We start from the raw sequence: 20,606 nt of genomic DNA, 5'->3' as shown, positions 1-20,606 counted from the left end.
AGCAATGACACTGCCCTCGTCTAGGACTGGTTACATTGAGCTTTGATCGAAATCGTTGCCTTGGTCAGTACCCGTTTGAGTATCCGAGTCGAAGCTGCCAGAGTCATCCGTGAAGTCAACACCTTGATCTTGACCTCCCGCACTTGTCCAGTCGCTGCCGCCAGATTCCATACCCGCCATGTCTGGTTGCTGATCTTGCGCAGAACCTTGCATGGTGTATTGATCATCGACTTCAACTTCAACTGTGCCACTCGCACCTTCTACCGCGCTGCCCAATTCGTCGTAACCTTGGAATTGGATTTCGCTCGTACCTTCGTAACCTTCTGGTAAGTCAACCGATACTGGTTGGTTCAGGTTGCCACTTAATGTGAAGCTGCCATCGCCATTATCCAGTGCGTTGCTTACTGATGCACCATCAGGTAGACCGGACATTTCTGCATAATCCACCGATTCGTTACCACTGACCTCATCTGGAACCGAGATAGAAATGGTATCGCCTGGTGCTGCAGTCACATCAGCTGCGCTCTCCTCTTCACTGTCTGCACCGTTTGCTGCTTGCTCTTCAGGCTGTTGCGCTGCGCCGACTTGCTGCTCTGATGATGCTTGAGCAGTTTGGATTTGTGGCTCGTCGCTTTGCGCTGAATCGTCCGCAACTTGGATGCTCAGATTCTGAGTCGATACTTCACCGTTGTCGTTGACCTGAACATCCATAGCCAAATTGCCATCGAAGTCATCGTTCGGCCAGTATGTCCACTCTTCATCACCTGATTTCGCAAAAAAACCAGCATCGTTTGCATCGGCGACATCCAACACTTCTGCAGAAGGGCTAATGCCAAGCTCATCAATCAACTGCGCTTCCGTTAGTGTTAGTGAACCATCATCAGCCAGTGCGTAGCCTTCGCTGGTTGTGGTTTCACCTTCACCTTGGATGTCGACATTGAAGAAGCTCTCAATGCGGTTTTCACCGTCAGTTGCAATGAAGCCAACTTGAACATCTCCGGTGTAGCCTTCTGCTGGTGTGAATTGGTAGTTACCTTGGTTATCGGTCTCTATCACACCTTGACCTTCCATTAGGCTCACTGACTCAATGCTCAAGCTGTCGCCTTCTGCATCGCTCAAGGTCGATAGCATGTCATCATTGGTGAACGACAAGGTGCCATCCGCTGCCATTTCTGTGGTAGAAATGCTGTCGATTTCTGGTGAAGCATTCTCTTGTGGTGCGTCTTCTTTCACGACCACGCCTGTTTGCTCATCATGAAGCACACCGTCTTTATCAATCACGTAAGCGATATCCGCTTCACCCGTAAAGCCTGGTGCTGGATTGAATGTCCATGTGCCATCACCGTTATCGACAATCTCACCTTGGCTGCGGTCAGCTAGGTGAACGAATTTCACTTCATCACCCGCGTCAGCGTCTACGTTTTCTGCCAATCCGATTAGGTCATCAGCGGTTAGGATAACGGGTTCACCCGCTAGGGTTTCGAAGTCACCTGAATCGATGCCATCTTCGAACTCTTCTGGCTCGTCACCGTAATCCACCGTTGTTGCGGTCACGGTTACGAAGAACTCGCCATTAAAGTCAGCCGGAGGCGTCATTTGCAGGTCTGAGATATCCCACTCGTTCAAGTCGATGTATTGACCCGGTTCCGTGATGGTAATGGTGTTCACACCATCCGTAACTTCGAAGCCAACAGGGAAACCAGTCATCACTAGGTTACTTAGCGTTTCTGAATCGTCGATTAGACCGACATTCAAGCCTAGGTGACCCGTTTCGTCCTCACCGAAGACTAACGGACCATCATGGTCGGTTGTGATGGCCGCGCCATCCGCAACAGGGCGAACAAACACTGGTACATCAAGTACCGTCTCAAACTCACCGTCACTTACCACAACTTGCAAGTCAGAAACCCCTGCAAAATCGCCAGTCGGTGTGAATGTCCAAGTACCGTCACCGTTGTCTGTTACCTCACCACCATCTTCACCTTCAGCGGTGATAATGCGTGATACGACTAGGTTTTCAGTGTCGATATCGCCGAACAAGTTCATCAGGTCGCCAGCGTCGAAGGTGAATGCGCCATCTTCGTCGGTTGCCATAAAGGCATTACCCACATTGAATGGAGCATCGTTGACTGGAATAACATCCACATTCAACGAACCTTCAACCACTTCTTCACCATCCGTCGCGGTGAAGCCCAGTTCCACCAAACCATTGAAGTCTTGAGTGGTCACCAAGTGGTACATACCATCTGGTTGCTGAGTTAATGTCGCGTTTGCAGGAGCACGAACCGTGATGCTTTCTACACTGATTTCGTCACCATCAAGATCCGTAACTTGATCAGCGATGTAAGCTGGGTCAATCACCATGACCACATCTTCTTCGCCCTGCATCTGGATGGTTGGTGCTTCTGGTGCATCGTTAACCGCTTCGATGTTTAGATTGCCTTCAACTGGCGTAACTAAATCACCATCGCTGACACCGAACGACATTGGCACATCACCATTGAAGTTCTCTGCCGGAGTGAATGACCAAGTGCCATCACCGTTGTCTAGCAAGTCACCGTATTGCTCATCAATCACTAGGTCGACAGCAGACAGTTCGTCGTAGGTGTTGTCGATGTCTGTTGCGTTAGCAAGCAACATGTCCTGCGTGATAAGAATGGTGGTATCTTCGGTGCCAGCAATATTCACTGGCGTTGATTGCGGCGCATCGTTAATTGGGTTCACCGTTAGGTCAACGCCCACTTCCACGCTCGCACCATCGTTATCAATCAAGTCGAAACTTAGGTCGATATCGCCATTGAAGTTCGCATCTGGCGTAATCGTAAAGCTACCATCTTGGTTCTCAACAACGGTTGCATTGGCTACCGCGGTTAAGTTCACTGCTTCTAGATTATCGCTGTCGACGTCACCCGCTTGAGCCAGTAACTGCTCTTGACTCAATGTGATTGAACCGTCTTCATCGACGCTGTAAGCCAAGTCGCCAGATACCGGAGCATCGTTGACTGGCAATACATCAATGTTCGCGTTGGTTGTCGCAGTTGCACCGTCTTCATCAGCGACGACTACGTCTAGGCTTACGCCACCGTTGAAGTTTTCATTTGGTGCGAAGCTGTAAGTGCCATCGTCATTTGCCGTTAGAATACCGTCGCTACCACTGTAAGAGACGCTTTCTAGGCTCACGTCGCCTTCCACGTCACTTGATTGCGCTAGCAGTTGCTCTTCTGTGAAGATAATGACTTCGTCTTCGTTCACTGAGTAGCTAGTTGCGCCGGCAATTGGTGGATCGTTCACCTCAAGTACTGTGATACCCGCAGTGGTTGAGTCTGTCGCACCCTCATCATCGACAACCACAACGTCTAGGCTGACCTCTCCATTGAAGTTCTCATTTGGAGAGAAGGTGTACGTACCATCACCATTGTCTTGGAACACACCATCATTGCCACTGTAAGTCACACTACTGATGTCTACGTCGCCTTCAATATCCGACGAATTAGCCAGTAGTTGCTCGTCACTGATGGTGATCGAGTTGTCTTCATGTACTGTGTAAGACGTGCTGCCCGCCACAGGAGGATCGTTCTCTGGCGTCACGCTTACGTCGATATTTGCGGTCACGGTATCCGTGCCATCAGAAACATCGAAGGTAAAGTTCACATCACCATTGAAGTTCTCGTTTGGAGCAAAGCTGTAGGTACCATCACCGTTATCGGTTAGGACACCATCGGCACCAGTGTAATTGACACCTTCTACCGATAGGTCATCACCATCAATATCCGTTGCGCCATCAAGCAGATCTTGGTCAGTGAAGGTCAACACACCATCTTCACCAATAGTGAACGCTTGATCTTCTGGCTGCGGCAAGTCATTAACTGGGTTAACCGTTAGGTCCGCCGTTGCAACGATAGTATCGCTGCCATCGTTGATATCGAACGTGATATCAATGTCGCCATTAAAGTTCGCGTCAGGCGTAATGGTAAAGCTACCATCGTCATTAGCCGTAACCGTCGCATCACCGTCAACCACTAGGTTAGAAGCGGTTAGTGCATCACCTTCTACATCCGTTGCTTGTGCCAACAATTGTTCTTGGCTTAGCGTGATTGAGTTGTCTTCGTCGACACTGTAAGCCAAGTCACCCGATACTGGAGCATCATTGATTGGCAGAACATCAATGTTTGCCGTCGTCGAAGCGGTCGCACCATCTTCGTCCACGACTACAACATCAAGGTTCACTTCACCATTGAAGTTTTGGTTTGGTGCAAAGCTGAACGTACCATCACCATTGTCGGTAAAGATACCTTCGCTGCCACTGTAGCTCACGCTATCTAGTGCTACCTCACCTTCAATATCGGAAGAGTTTGCCAACAACTGTTCTGCACTGATGGTGATGACTTCATCTTCATCAATGGTGTAACTGGTTGTGCCTGCGATTGGCGGATCGTTCACCTCAAGTACCGTGATACCTGCGGTAGTTGAATCCGTCGCGCCATCTTCGTCGATTACAACAACATCTAGGCTCACTTCGCCATTGAAGTTCTCGTTTGGCGAGAAGGTGTACGTGCCATCACCGTTGATTTCCAGCACACCATCGTTACCGCTATAGCTCACGCTATCAATCGATACATCACCTTCAATATCCGATGAGTTCGCTAGTAGCTGTTCATCACTGATGGTGATCGAGTTATCTTCATGCACTGTGTAAGACGTGCTGCCTGCCACTGGTGGATCATTCTCTGGCGTCACACTCACATCGATATTCGCGGTCACGGTGTCCGTGCCATCGGAAACATCGAAGGTAAAGTTTACGTCGCCATTGAAGTTTTCGTTCGGTGCGAAGCTGTATGTGCCATCGCCATTGTCAGTAAGAACACCGTCCGCGCCAGTGTATGTGACACCTTCTACCGATAGGTCATCGCCATCGATATCGGTTGCACCATCCAACAGGTCTTGATCAGTAAAGGTCAACACGCCATCTTCACCAATGGTGAACGCTTGATCTTCTGGCTGTGGTAGGTCGTTAACTGGATTAACCGTTAGATCTGCCGTCGCGACCAAGGTGTCAGAACCATCACTGATATCAAACGTGATATCAATGTCGCCATTGAAGTTCGCGTCGGGCGTAATGGTAAAGCTACCATCGTCATTAGCCGTAACCGTCGCATCACCGTCAACCACTAGGTTGGAAGCGGTTAGTGCATCACCTTCTACATCCGTTGCTTGAGCGAGAAGCTGCTCTTGGCTTAGCGTGATTGAGTTGTCTTCGTCGACACTGTAAGCCAAGTCACCCGATACTGGGGCATCATTGATTGGCAGAACATCAATGTTTGCCGTCGTCGAAGCGGTCGCACCATCTTCGTCCACGACTACAACATCAAGGTTCACTTCACCATTGAAGTTTTGGTTTGGTGCAAAGCTGAACGTACCATCACCATTGTCGGTAAAGATACCTTCGCTGCCACTGTAGCTCACGCTATCTAGTGCTACCTCACCTTCAATATCGGAAGAGTTTGCCAACAACTGTTCTGCACTGATGGTGATGACTTCATCTTCATCAATGGTGTAACTGGTTGTACCTGCGATTGGTGGATCGTTCACCTCAAGAACGATAATACCCGCTGTTGTTGTATCAACCGCGCCGTCCTCGTCAACCACGACAACATCTAGGCTAACATCGCCTGTAAAGTTTTCGTTTGGTGAGAAGGTGTAAGTACCATCGCCATTAATTTCTAGCACACCGTCGTTACCGCTGTAACTCACGCTACTGATCGCAACATCACCCTCGATATCAGACGAATTAGCCAGTAGTTGCTCATCACTGATGGTGATCGAGTTGTCTTCATGCACAGTGTAAGACGTGCTGCCTGCCACCGGTGGATCGTTCTCTGGCGTCACGCTTACATCGATATTTGCGGTCACGGTATCCGTGCCATCAGAAACATCAAAGGTGAAGTTCACGTCGCCATTGAAGTTTTCGTTTGGCGCGAAGCTGTACGTGCCATCACCATTGTCGGTTAGGACACCGTCCGCGCCAGTGTAAGTCACGCCTTCAACTGTTAGGTTGTCACCTTCTACATCCGTCGCGCCTGTTAATAGGTCTGCATCTGTAAAGGTAAGAAGACCGTCCTCACCCACGGTGAACGCTTGATCTTGTGGCTCTGGAGCGTCATTGACTGGTGTAACGGTTAGGTCAAGACCAGCAGCAACCACTTCTTCGCCATCCGTGACATCGTAACTAAACTCAATGTCGCCGTAGAAGTTCTCGCTTGGAGTAATGGTGAAGCTGCCATCCTCGTTCATTTCAACCGTTGCATTTTCATCATTGGTGCTCAGGTTGATTGCACTTAAGTCATCGCCATCGATATCAACAGCGTGCTCCAGTAACTGCTCTTGAGTTAGCGTAATGCTGTTGTCTTCGGCAGTGACTGCAGTGATGTCACCCGTTACTTCTGGTGCATCATTGGTTGGCGAGATATGAATCGTCACATCTTGCGTCGCTGTCGCCGTTGTACCTGTATCCACATCCGTAGAGGTTGCATTTACGGTTAGCGTCACATCGCCGTTGAAGTCCGCAGAAGGGATAAACTCTAGTCCTTCTAGCTCGCCTGGTTGTAGTGACCAAGTGCCGTCACCATTATCGACACCCGCTGATAGTGCGCTGCCTTCTGGCACATCTTCAATCAAGATTGAGAGGTTTTCTGAACCATCGGTATCGCTTAACGCTGCATCGATATCAAGCGGCACTGGTGTATCTTCGGTACCAATAATTTGGTAATCCGCATCCGCTACCGTGATTTCGATGTTGTCGATACCAAACGATTCATCCCAAACGTCTTGATTCAAGGTTGAACCGAAGCCGAGTTGCAGTTCGCCATCCTCGACAGGAACCGTCAGGTTGATTTGGTGAGCTTGGTCATTCCAACCACTGAAGCCTTCACGTTGAGAGGCTCCGTGGATCACTTCACCCACTTCGTTACCGTCAGAATCGTATAGCGTTGTCGTACCATCTTGAGTACGGAACGCGGAGTTCTCCAAGGTGGTTAGCTGTTCGCCACCCACAAAGATTTGGAACGACTCGCCATCCCAAGAATCGATTTCGTAGAAGCTAAACGATATATTCACTTCATTAACATCACTTGGGATCTCGTAGGTTTTGCTGACCGCTTCATCACCGCCAGTGCCACCAATACGACCCAGCATGTCGCCCGTTTCGAAGCCTTGAGAGCTTTCAGTGTTCGCGTTCCAACCGTTCGAGCCAGACTCGAAGTTATCAGACGCAATCACCAAGTCCGAAGCAATTGACAACTCTGGCATATCAACCACAGATTGAACATCAATGTTCGCTTCAGCAGGCACGGTTGCAGTGCCATCGTTGACATCAAACGTCACGTTCACGTTGCCGTCGAAGTTTTCGTTTGGTGCGAAGGTGTAAGTGCCGTCACCGTTATCAACCAAGGTACCGCTGTCAGAGGCAACGTTTTCAACCGTTAAGTTATCACCATCGATATCACCTGCATTTTGCAGCAGTTGCTCTTCAGTGAAGGTGAAGCTGGTATCCTCTTGCGTGACGAACTGTGGCTGACCAACCGTTGGTAGGTCATTCACTGGGTTCACAGTCAGATCGGCAGTCGCTTGAATGGTTGCATCACCGTCCGTAATGTCGAAGCTCAGATCAATGTCGTCATTGAAGTCCGCATCTGGTGTGATAGTGAAGCTACCATCGTCATTCGCAACAACGGTCGCATTGCCATCAACTGTCAGGTTCGATGCGGTTAGGTCATCACCATCCACGTCGCCGGCTTGAGCAAGAAGTTGCTCTTGGCTGAGAGTGATAGAACCATCTTCATCCACGCTGTAAGCCAAATCACCTGATACCGGAGCATCATTGATTGGCAATACATCGATGCTTGCATTGGTTGCTACCGTTGCACCATCTTCATCAGTCACAACCACATCAAGGCTGACATCACCGTTGAAGTTTTCGTTTGGCGCGAAGCTGAATGTGCCATCGCCGTTGTCAGTAAAGATACCGTCGGAGCCGCTGTAGCTGACGCTATCAATCGCCACCTCACCTTCAACATCAGAAGCATTCGCCAATAGCTGCTCAGAGCTAATGGTGATGACTTCATCTTCGTTAACGGAGTAGCTGGTCGCGCCTGCGATTGGTGGGTCGTTCACCTCAAGAACAGTAATGCCAGCGGTGGTTGAGTCCGTCGCACCGTCTTCATCTACCACGACAACATCTAGGCTCACTTCACCATTGAAGTTCTCGTTTGGCGAGAAGGTGTAAGTGCCGTCACCATTGTCCTGGAACACGCCATCTGCGCCACTGTAGCTCACGCTGTCGATTGCTACTTCGCCTTCGACATCAGATGAGTTAGCCAATAACTGCTCGTTACTGATGGTGATCGAATTGTCTTCATGCACTGTGTAAGACGTGCTACCTGCCACCGGTGGATCGTTCTCTGGTGTGACTGTCACATCGATATTCGCGGTCACGGTATCCGTGCCATCGGAAACATCGAAGGTGAAGTTCACGTCGCCATTGAAGTTTTCGTTTGGAGCGAAGCTGTATGTGCCATCGCCATTGTCAGTTAGGACACCGTCCGCACCTGTGTAAGTGACGCCCTCAACAGATAAGTCATCGCCATCAATGTCCGTTGCACCATCAAGCAGGTCTTGATCAGTGAAGGTCAACACGCCATCTTCACCAATGGTGAACGCTTGATCTTCTGGCTGCGGCAAGTCATTAACTGGGTTAACGGTTAGGTCAGCCGTTGCAACAATAGTATCGCTGCCATCGTTGATATCGAACGTGATATCAATATCACCATTAAAGTTCGCATCAGGCGTAATGGTGAAGCTGCCATCATCGTTTGCCGTGACAGTTGCATCACCGTCAACCACTAGGTTAGTCGCGGTTAGCGCGTCGCCTTCTACATCCGATGCTTGAGCAAGAAGCTGCTCTTGGCTTAGCGTAATTGAATTGTCTTCATCGACACTGTAAGCCAAGTTGCCCGATACTGGCGCATCGTTGATTGGCAATACATCGATGTTTGCGTTAGTTGCCGCAGTTGCACCGTCTTCATCAACAACCACAACATCTAGGCTCACATCGCCATCGAAGTTTGCGTTTGGTGCGAAGCTGAATGTACCGTCACCGTTATCGGTAAAGATACCGTCGGAGCCGCTGTAGCTGACGCTATCAATCGCAACTTCACCTTCAACATCAGAAGCGTTCGCCAATAGCTGTTCAGAGCTAATGGTGATGACTTCGTCTTCGTTCACTGAGTAGCTAGTCGCACCTGCGATTGGTGGATCGTTCACCTCAAGAACAGTAATACCTGCGGTAGTTGAATCCGTCGCACCGTCTTCATCGACCACGACAACATCTAGGCTCACTTCGCCATTGAAGTTCTCGTTTGGCGAGAAGGTGTACGTACCGTCACCATTGTCTTGGAACACACCATCTGTGCCGCTGTAGCTAACGCTATCAATCGATACATCACCTTCAATATCCGATGAGTTCGCTAGTAGCTGTTCATCACTGATGGTGATCGAGTTATCTTCATGCACCGTGTAAGACGTGCTGCCTGCCACTGGTGGATCGTTCTCTGGCGTCACGCTTACATCGATATTTGCGGTCACGGTATCCGTGCCATCGGAAACATCGAAGGTAAAGTTCACGTCGCCATTGAAGTTTTCGTTTGGCGCGAAGCTATAGGTACCATCTCCATTGTCAGTTAGGACACCATCTGCGCCTGTGTAAGTGACACCTTCTACCGATAGGTCATCGCCATCGATGTCCGTTGCACCATCCAGCAGGTCTTGATCAGTGAAGGTCAACACACCATCTTCACCAATGGTGAACGCTTGATCTTCTGGCTGCGGCAAGTCATTAACTGGGTTAACCGTTAGGTCCGCCGTTGCAACAATAGTGTCACTGCCATCATTGATGTCGAACGTGATATCAATGTCGCCATTGAAGTTCGCATCTGGCGTGATAGTGAAGCTACCATCGTCGTTTGCCGTAACCGTTGCATCACCGTCAACCACTAGGTTAGACGCAGTCAGCGCATCACCTTCTACATCCGATGCTTGAGCAAGTAGCTGCTCTTGGCTTAGCGTAATTGAATTGTCTTCATCAACGCTGTACGCCAAGTTACCAGATACAGGTGCATCATTGATTGGTAAGACATCGACTGTGATGTAAGTATCAACCTCTGCGCCATCTTCATCGCGAATGGTCACATCCAACTGTACTTGACCGTTGAAGTTTTCATTCGGTGCAAAGCTACAAGTACCATCACCGTTTACTGAGAAGATGCCATCTGGACCGTCGTAGCTGATGCCTACTAGCTCAACATCCCCTTCAACATCCGAAGCGTTCAGTAGCACTTGCGATTCACTGAAGGTTAGAACTTGGTCTTCATCGATAGTGTATGCGGTAGGACCTGCGATTGGTGGGTCATTTACCTCAATCACAGTAATGCCTGCAGTGGTCGAGTCCGTTGCACCATCTTCATCGACAACGACAACATCTAGGCTCACCTCGCCGCTGAAATTTTCGTTTGGTGAGAAGGTGTACGTACCATCACCGTTGATTTCCAGCACGCCATCGTTACCGCTGTAGCTCACGCTATCAATCGCCACTTCGCCTTCTATATCAGACGAGTTAGCCAACAGCTGTTCGTTACTAATGGTAATCGAATTGTCTTCATGAACGGTGTAAGCCGTGCTGCCTGCAACCGGTGGATCGTTCTCCGGCGTCACGCTTACGTCGATATTCGCCGTCACGGTATCCGTGCCATCGGAAACATCGAAAGTGAAGTTCACGTCGCCATTAAAGTTCTCGTTTGGTGCGAAGCTATATGTGCCATCACCATTGTCAGTAAGAACACCGTCCGCGCCTGTGTAAGTGACGCCCTCAACAGATAAGTCATCCCCTTCAATATCGGTAGCGCCTGTTAGGAGATCCGCATCAGTAAAGGTCAGCACACCATCTTCACCAATGGTGAACGCTTGATCTTGTGGTTCAGGCGCATCGTTAACTGGTGACACCAATAACTCAAGGTTGGTTGAGACAACATCATCGCCGTCAGACACATCGAACGTAAAGGTGATGTCACCATTAAAGTCCGCATCTGGCGTTAAGGTGTAAGTACCGTCACCATTGTCTGTGATGGTGATGTTTTCATCATCCGTTGCCAAGTTCAGTGCTGTCAGTTGGTCTCCATCCAAGTCACGCGCATTAGCGAGCAAATCTTCTTGCGTGATTAGGATTGAACCATCTTCTTCAACCACAGCAGAAACAGGCAATGCTTCAGGCGTATGTTCAATGTGAGCACCCGTTGCATTGACGTAGATGGTTTGAGAAACGGTTTCAGAATCATTATTTGATAGCTCTGTCGCCGTTGCCGTTACATTGATTTCTAGCTGTTGGTTAAAGTCTTCTGGCAATTGAATCTGTAGCTCTTGTTCAATTGCTGTGGTTGGAAGCGTTACAGAACCATCTGGACCGACTGTTACTTCACCGCTGTAGATCTGGCTGTTCACTTCACCTACATCAATGGTGAAGTTGAAGTCACTATAATCGGCATCGCCGCCACCGTAGAGATCTTCAAAGCCGTAAACCAGTTCACCGTCTTCGTTCACAGTAGTTCGAGTATGTTCAATGCCATCTTGGTTGAGCTCTGAGCTTGTGCCGCCATGGAAGACTGCATCACCAAATTGGCTTTGAATCACGGTTTCAGAACCATCAGCACCCACAAACACGAGTTGTGGGTCGACCGTATCCATGTTCGCAGGAGAGCCATCTGCCGCACGGAACTCATACTGACCATCTTGCATGGACGCAAAGTCATTGAAGTTATGACCGTTAGGAATCAAGAATAGGTTGAAGCTTTCCCCTTCCGAGATTTGGAAGCTGAACTGATCTTGTCCCGGAATGAGGTCACCGCCTCCGCCAACTTGAGAGGCGTTTTCGTACACCACTTCAACGCCCGTGATATTGCCGTCTTCATCAACTTTGTAATAGCCAGCTGCGTTTTGGTAACCCGCGGTTTCACCTTCAAAGGTAACCGTGATTTCAGTATCGTTAAAACTGGTGATACCGTTGTCTTGATCGTTAAGTACCCCTTCGTTGTCGTAGCTGATCACCGAACCTTCTGGAACGCCATCAACGGTCACAGTCAGCGTTTCTGACAAGTCTTGGTCAACCAATGCTGCGGCGATGTTCACTTCAACAATACCGCCTGGCTCAACCAAGATCGCTTGGTCATCCACGTTTCGACCGTCGCCATCAGTGATGACTAGGTCTGGCGCATCTGCCACGGCTTCGATATGGACATTAATGTCTTGCTCAACTTCATCCGTACCGTCAGAAACCGTAAAGCTGAACTGCAAGTCACCACTGAAGTGCTCTTCTGGTACGAAGCTAAATGTACCGTCACCGTTGTCCGTTACAGTACCTTCATCACCCGAGTAGTTAATGCTGGTAACGGTGAGGTCATCACCATCAATATCAATCGCGCCACTTAGCAGATCTTCTTGCGTGAACAGGATGCTGCCATCCTCTTCAATTTGGTACATGCCAGGCGCAACAATTGGAATGTCATTGACTGGATTCACCGTCAATGTCATTTCATTAGCAACACTTAGTTCACCGTCACTCACTTCATAAGTGAATGCAATGTCACCATTGAAGTTTTCCGACGGTGTCACCGTGAAGGTGCCGTCGCCGTTATCCACGATAGAGGCATTCGGATCATTGGTTTCTAGTGCCGTTGCGTATAGGTCATCACCATCTTGATCGCTGGCATTTTCAAGCAGCATTTCTTGTGTCACGAGGATAGAGCCATCCTCGTCCACGTCTGCCACGATTGGCGCTGCTTCTGGTGCGTCGTTGACGAACTCAACTTTCAAGTCGATGTTTGCCGCCACCACATCGGTGCCATCACTCACATCAAACGTGAGGTCAACATTACCAAAGAAGCCCTGCTCTGGCGTTAACGTGTAGGTGCCATCGCCATTGTCTGTCACTTGAACCGTATCGCTTGAGCTCGTCACGTTCACAACAGATAAGTCATCGCCTTCGATGTCCGTCGCTTGAGCCAGCAGCTCTGCTTCAGTAATCGTGATGGCTTCACCGTCTTCTGTGGTGAAGGACAAATCAGGTACATCTGGCAGGTCGTTCACTGGGTTAACAGTGAGGTTTAGATCCGCGGCGACGGTTTCGATCGCGTCAGTTACGTCATAAGTAAATTCGATTTCACCAAAGAAGTTTTCACTCGGCGTAATCGTGAAGCTACCATCAGCGTTCTCAACGATGGTTGCATTAGGATCGTTGGTCGACAGGTTCACCGCTTCAAGGTTGTCACCATCCACGTCCGTCGCGTTCGCTAACAAGTCTTCTTGAGTGATGGTAATTGAGCCATCTTCATCAACGACCGCATCAACAGGACCGCTGACCTCTGGACCTTCGTTGACGATCTCAACATCGATCTTCGCAGTGCTTGGTGCACTTGCTTGACCGTCGCTGATATCGAAGGTCAGGTTCACTTCACCGTAGAAGTTCGAAGTTGGCTCGAAGGTAAAGGTGTTGTCGCCGTTGTCTGTCAACGTACCTTGTGACTGGTCAACAAGCAGTAGATTCTCGATATGAAGAATGTCGCCATCCACATCGGTCGCACCTGATAACAGGTCTTTTGCTTCGATGATGATGGTGCCGTTTTCTAGCATTTGAGTATGCAGCGGTGCACCAGGAACTGGCACATCGTTGACCGGAATAACGGTCAGATCTAGATGGGTATCGACTTCATCGGTGCCATCGAAGACTTTGTAATCGATATCGACTTCACCATTGAAGTTTTCATTCGGCATAAAGGTGTAAGTGCCGTCGCCATTGTCGACAAGCTCACCGTTATCACCGCTGTAAGAGATATCAGAGATAGACAGCGCATCGCCTTCCACATCACTTGCATTGGCAAGCAGATCGTCCGCGCTAAACGTAATGCCCACATCCTCATCAGTCGACAACACAATCGGACCAGAAACGATTGGCGCATCGTTTACTGCTTCGAAGTTGATGTTGATGATGTTGTCGTCAGTGAGTTCACCATCCGTAACTTGGTAACCCAGCTCAATCTCACCGTAGAAGTTCTCATCTGGTGTGACTGTCCATGTACCATCGCCGTTGTCAGTTAACGTAGCGTGCTCCGCGTTATCCCCCACCAGCTCTAGGTTTTGAATATCAAGAACATCGCTATCGATATCACTCGCTTGTGCGAGAAGCTGCTCTTCTGTGATAACCACAGAGGCAAACTGCGTAGAACCTTCGGTATCGATGGTCACATTTGGCAAGTCAGCGGTCAGTTCGATTTCACTGTCACCTTCTCGGATATTCAGTTCTACCGTCTCCGTGATTTCCGTGCCGTCCACGCCAATAGATGTGAACACTGCTTCATCATGACAAGTTTGCGATACCGTCATGTTTTGAACCACGTAAGTACCGTTACCTTGAATTGTTCCTAGCTCAAAGTAAGACACTGGCTCGTTCACCGTTAGGGTGTAATCCGTCTCATAGCTACCACGATCTTCTTTGTGGTAAGTCATCGAGTCGATCAAGTCACCATCGGAGTTGAATGCACGAATTTCGACTTCGGTAAAGTGGCGAGACTCTTCCATAAACCAGCCACCTAGACCGTCTAGGTGGAAGCTGATTTCGTTGATGTCTTGACCTTCAACGCTCACAGTCAGTTTTTCATCACCACTCAAGCCTTGACGGTCAGTATCACCAATACCGTGACCGATGTGTGTTTTACCATTCCACGCACCGAGTGGGTCATCATTACTTTGAACGGTAACTTTCAAATCACCATCAACAAACTCACGTGTGTAAGGGTCAACAGCAGTACCCCAATCATCGAGGCTAGCGTTGTCATCAAAGGTACCAATTTGACTCGTGTGCGTACCGTTTGCCAATGCGTCATCATTTGGAATGAAGCGCACTTCCGTATCTGCAGGCACCTCCTGCCCGACTTCTAGCTGTACCCATTCGTCATTTAGATTTGCTTCAATGATGCCGTTTTCAGGGGCTTGGTCGAGACGTAACGCAGGCTCTTCACGCAGAGAAACACCCACGGTTTGATCTTCTTCTGCTTGAATAAAGATCTCGTCGCCCGCTTCTGGCGCATCGTTGACAGGATTAACGGTCAGATCCAACGTGGTCAGAACATCATTTTCGCCATCGCTGATGTTGTAAGTGAAGTCCAACTCACCGTTAAAGTTTTCCGTATGCGTAATCGTGAATGAACCATCGTCGTTGGCTACGATCGTCGCATCTGGGTCATTGGTTTGTAGATTGCTGGCAACAAGGTCATCACCTTCAATGTCTGTCGCATTCGCAAGCAACTGTTCTTGTGTAATGGTGATGGCGTTATCTTCATCCACTTCAGCTTGAATGCCTGACGTTTCTGGTGCGTCGTTCACCGCGATAACATCGATGCCTGCGGTTGTTGTATCCGTTGCACCATCTTGGTCGATAACTGTAACGTCGAGCGAAATGTTACCGTCAAAGTTCTCATTTGGCGTGAAGGTATATGTGCCGTCGCCATTGTCCACGAAGCTACCGTCGTTACCAGAGTAGCTAACATTCGCCAAGGCTACCTCGCCTTCCACATCAGAAGAGTTAGCTAACAACTGCTCGTCACTAATGGTGATTTGACCGTCTTCTTGAACCGTGTAAGACGTAGAACCTGCCACCGGTGGATCGTTCACTGGTGTCACGCTGACATCAATGAATGCCGGTGTTGAACCTGTGCCGTCAGACACATCGAATGTGAACTGAACATCACCGTTGAAGTTCTCATTCGGCGCGAAGCTGTAAGTACCATCACCATTATCGGTAAGCACGCCGTCCGCACCTGTGTAGAGAACGTTTTCGATAGACAGATCATCGCCATCAATATCCGATGCGCCTTCCAATAGGTCTGCATCCGTGAACAACAAGGTGCCATCTTCTTCTACCGTGAACTGTTGATCTTGCGCTTGTGGCAAGTCATTCACAGGATTAACCGTAATATCCAGACCAACTTGTACCGAGCCACCATCGTTATCAATGATATCGAAGGTCAGATCTAGGTCGCCGTTGTAGTTTTCATCCGGTGTGATGGTGTAGCTGCCATCATCGTTGTATTGAATTGTCGCGTTGTCATCTGTCGATAGATTGATGGCTTCAAGGTTCTCGCTATCAATATCGCCCGCTTTGGCAAGCAACTGCTCTTGGCTTAGCGTAATTGAGCTGTCTTCGTTGATGGTGTAAGCCAAATCACCCGATACTGGTGGATCGTTGATTGGCAATACGTCGACATTGATGTGCGTATCAACGGTCGCCCCATTTTCATCTTGAATGGTCACATCCAACTGAACTTGACCATTGAAGTTCTCGTTTGGTGCAAAGCTGCAAGTACCATCGCCATTGACGGTAAAGATACCATCCGAGCCTTCATAGCTGATGCCAACAAGCTCTACATCGCCCTCGATATCAGATGCGTTGGCAAGAATTTGTGACTCACTAAATGTCAGTACTGAATCTTCATCAATCGTGTAAGACGTTGGACCGGCAACTGGAGGGTCATTCACTTCAATGACCGTAATGCCTGCGGTCGTTTCGTCAATCGCACCTTGCTCATCCGCCACAATCACATCAAGGCTGATATCACCGCTGAAGTTCTCATTCGGCATGAAGGTGTAAGTGCCGTCACCGTTGTCTTGGAATACGCCATCGGTGCCTGAATAGGTCACGCTATCGATGGACACTGCGCCTTCCACATCCGAAGAGTTAGCCAGAAGCTGCTCGTCAGAAATGGTAATCGCGTTGTCTTCATCAACCATGTAAGACGTTGCACCCGCAACCGGAGGATCATTGACTGGAGTGACGCTCACGTCCACATTTGCTGGTACGGTCTCAGTGCCGTCAGAAACACCAAAGCTAAAGCTGACATCACCGTTGAAGTTTTCGTTTGGTGCAAAGGTGTAAGTACCATCACCGTGGTCAGTCAGCACACCATCGCTGCCTGTGTAGCTAATGCCATCAACCGTTAAGTTATCGCCATCGATGTCGGTCGCGCCAGCAAGCAAGTCTGCGTCAGTAAACTGAAGCGTGCCGTCTTCTTCAACACTAAACTGCTGGTCTTGAGGAACAGGAAGATCGTTAACCGGATTAACCGTTAGATCCGCCGTTGCTTGGATAGTGTCTGTGCCGTCCGTAATGTTGAATTGGATATCAATGTCACCATTAAAGTCCGCATCTGGCGTAATCGTGAAGCTGCCATCATCGTTCGCTGTAACGGTTGCGTTTCCATCGACAGTCAAATCGCTAGCAGTCAGGTCATCGCCCTCAATATCAGACGCTTGAGAAAGAAGCTGCTCTTGGCTGAGTGTAATCGCACCGTCTTCATCAACGCTGTAAGCCAAATCACCCGATACTGGCGCATCATTGATTGGCAATACATTCACATTGATGACGGTATCAACTTCTGCCCCATCCTCATCTCGAATGGTCACATCAAGTTGAACTTGTCCGTTAAAGTTCTCGTTTGGCGCGAAGCTGCACGTACCATCATCGTTAACGGTGAAAATGCCATCCGGACCATCGTATCTAATACCAACAAGCTCTACGTCGCCTTCCACATCAGAGGCATTCAGCAGCACTTGCGACTCACTAAAGGTCAGAACAGAATCTTCATCAATGGTGTAAGAAGTTGGTCCTGCGACTGGTGGATCATTCACTTCCAGCACCGTAATGCCAGCAGTGGTGACATCCGTTGAGCCTTCTTCATCAGCGACGACAACATCAAGCGTCACTTCACCATTAAAGTTTTCATTTGGAGAGAAGGTGTACGTACCGTCTCCATTGATTTGCAACACACCATCGCTGCCAGAGTAGCTCACGCTATCAATCGAGACATCCCCTTCTAAATCCGAAGAGTTTGCCAACAGTTGCGCGTCAGAAATGGTAATAGAGTTATCTTCGTGAACCGTGTAAGACGTTGAACCAGCCACCGGAGGATCATTCACCGGCGTAACGCTCACATCTACATTCGCTGAAACTGTATCTGTGCCATCAGACACGTCGAAGCTGAAGTTTAAATCACCGTTGAAGTTCTCATTTGGCGCAAAGCTATACGTGCCATCGCCATTGTCAGTTAGAACGCCGTCGGTGCCTTCATAGCTGATTCCCGTTACAGAAAGGTCATCGCCTTCAATGTCGGTAGCACCTGCAAGCAGATCCGCATCAGTAAATTGCAGTGTGCCGTCCTCTTCCACACTGAATTGTTGATCTTGAGGAACAGGCAGATCGTTGATTGGATTAACGGTTAGGTCAGCGGTTGCTTGAACGGTATTCGTGCCATCTGAGATATCAAAGCTAATGTCGATATCACCGTTGAAATCTGCGTCCGGCGTGATGGTGAAGCTACCATCGTCATTTTGAGTCACCGTCGCGTTGCCATCTACCGAAAGGTTAGAAGCCGTCAGTGCATCGCCTTCCACATCGGAAGCTTGCGACAACAACTGCTCTTGGCTCAAACGAATCGAGCCATCTTCGTCCACCGAGTAAGCAAGATTGCCAGACACTGGCGCATCATCGACTGGTGTGACGCTTACATCAATGTTGGCAGAAACCGTATCTGTGCCATCGGATACATCAAAGCTGAAGTTCACATCACCATTGAAATTTTCATTTGGCGCAAAAGTGTAAGTCCCATTGCCGTTGTCGGTCAGGATACCGTCACCACCGTCGTAGCTTACGCCCTCAACTGTTAGGTTATCGCCTTCAATATCGGTAGCGCCAGTAAGCAGGTCTGCGTCCGTAAAGATCAGCGTGCCATCTTCTTCCACGCTAAACTGCTGGTCTGAGGAACCGGCAAATCGTTGATTGGGTTAACGGTTAGGTCAGCGGTTGCTTGAACGGTGTTCGTGCCATCTGAGATATCGAAGCTGATGTCGATATCACCATTGAAATCTGCGTCTGGCGTGATAGTGAAGCTACCATCGTCATTTTGAGTCACCGTCGCATTGCCATCTACCGAAAGATTAGATGCCGTCAGTGCATCGCCTTCCACGTCAGAAGCTTGCGACAACAACTGCTCTTGGCTCAAACGAATCGAGCCATCTTCATCCACCGAATAAGCAAGATTGCCAGATACTGGTGCGTCATCGACAGGCGTAACACTGACATCAATGTTGGCAGAAACCGTATCTGTGCCGTCGGACACATCAAAGCTGAAGTTCACATCGCCGTTGAAGTTTTCATTTGGCGCAAAAGTGTAAGTCCCATTGCCGTTGTCGGTCAGTATGCCGTCGCCACCATCGTAGCTCACGCCTTCAACGGTTAGGTTGTCGCCTTCAATATCCGTTGCGCCAGCAAGCAGGTCAGCATCGGTGAAGATCAGAGTTCCGTCCTCTTCCACCTCAAAGGTTTTATCTTCAGGCACTGGTGCGTCATTGATTGGACGAACGGTTAAATCGATAGAACTTGAAACGGTTTCTTGACCATCACTGATATCAAACGTTAAGTCGAGTTCACCATTGAAATCAGCGTCCGGAACCACGGTGAACGTGCCGTCACCATTGTCTTGAACCGATGCATTCGCACCTACTTGGACGTTAGACGCAACAAGGTCGTCACCATCAACATCACTTGCGTATTCGAGTAATTGTTCTTGCGTGAAGGTAATGGTGCCGTCTTCATCCATGATGTAAGCCAGATCTTGTTCTACCTCTGGCGCATCGTTTTCACCTTCGACTTTAATTTGGAACGTTTCGCTCGTGGTTTCAGAGTCGAAATCATCTTCTACTTGCGTCGTGGTTTCTTCGCTGGTGTCTTGTACATCCACCGCGAAGCTCTCTTCAGTGGTTTCTGAATCTAGCTCGTCACCACCTTGAGAACCTTCAGAGTCTGAAGAAGCACTTGGCGCAGATGAAGTTTGTACCGCTTGTCCTTGCGCTTCATTGCCTTCTGCGTCCGAACCACCTTCAGAGCCAGAGGCATCACCACCACCGACCGCTTGGGCACCCGCCCCAGAATCCGAACCACCGCTGCCCAGAGCCTCGTCACCTGATTCTCCGCTAGAAGCTACACTATCAACAACATTGGATTGTGCAGCGTCAGAGTCGCTGCTACTTTCAGTATCCTCTTCTTGAACTGCGCCACCCGAGCTCACTGCTTCTTCTTCCGTACCCGCGCCACTAGGATTTTCTTCCATCGCACGATTGGCTTCATCAACAGCATCTGCACTTTCAGCACCGGTCGCTACAGTCGAAGAGACGGTCGACTGCTGTTTTTCTTCTTTTGTCCCCGTATCCTTCGTTTCTGTTTGCTCTACCGCATCGTTAAGCTTTTCATTGTCTTTTTCTTGATTAGTGTCGCCTGCCATTACAGCCTCCGTTGCTTTTAGCTAACTGATCGTATTTAGAGGCAGTAAAGGACACCATTTTTAGAAACCAACTTTTTTATACAACTTTTTTCATACCTTTCGAGTTCCATAAAAACAAAAAAATTTGAAAACCCAGTATAAAGATCCTTACTTGTTGTCATTAAAGCAATTAGTGCG

Annotated in this window: 2 protein-coding genes; both read right to left on the bottom strand. The window is 49.0% G+C overall.

Annotation, left to right across the window (positions count from 1 at the left end; all coding sequences use genetic code 11):
* Positions 1-30: 30 nt before the first annotated feature.
* Entirely contained in the window at positions 31-18,891 is an 18,861-nt protein-coding gene (locus R7Q47_RS03025; RefSeq protein ID WP_411912865.1) for a tandem-95 repeat protein, read from the bottom strand.
* On the bottom strand, positions 18,870-20,429 hold the full coding sequence (locus tag R7Q47_RS26875; protein WP_411912864.1) for a tandem-95 repeat protein: 1,560 nt from the start codon (positions 20,427-20,429) through the stop codon (positions 18,870-18,872). Before R7Q47_RS26875 ends, R7Q47_RS03025 begins: the two co-directional genes overlap by 22 nt.
* Positions 20,430-20,606 lie beyond the last annotated feature (177 nt).

It is taken from the genome of Vibrio sp. Vb0349 (assembly GCF_033338975.1).
Note: the sequence above shows the minus strand (reverse complement) of the source record. Positions and strands in the feature narration are given on the sequence as shown.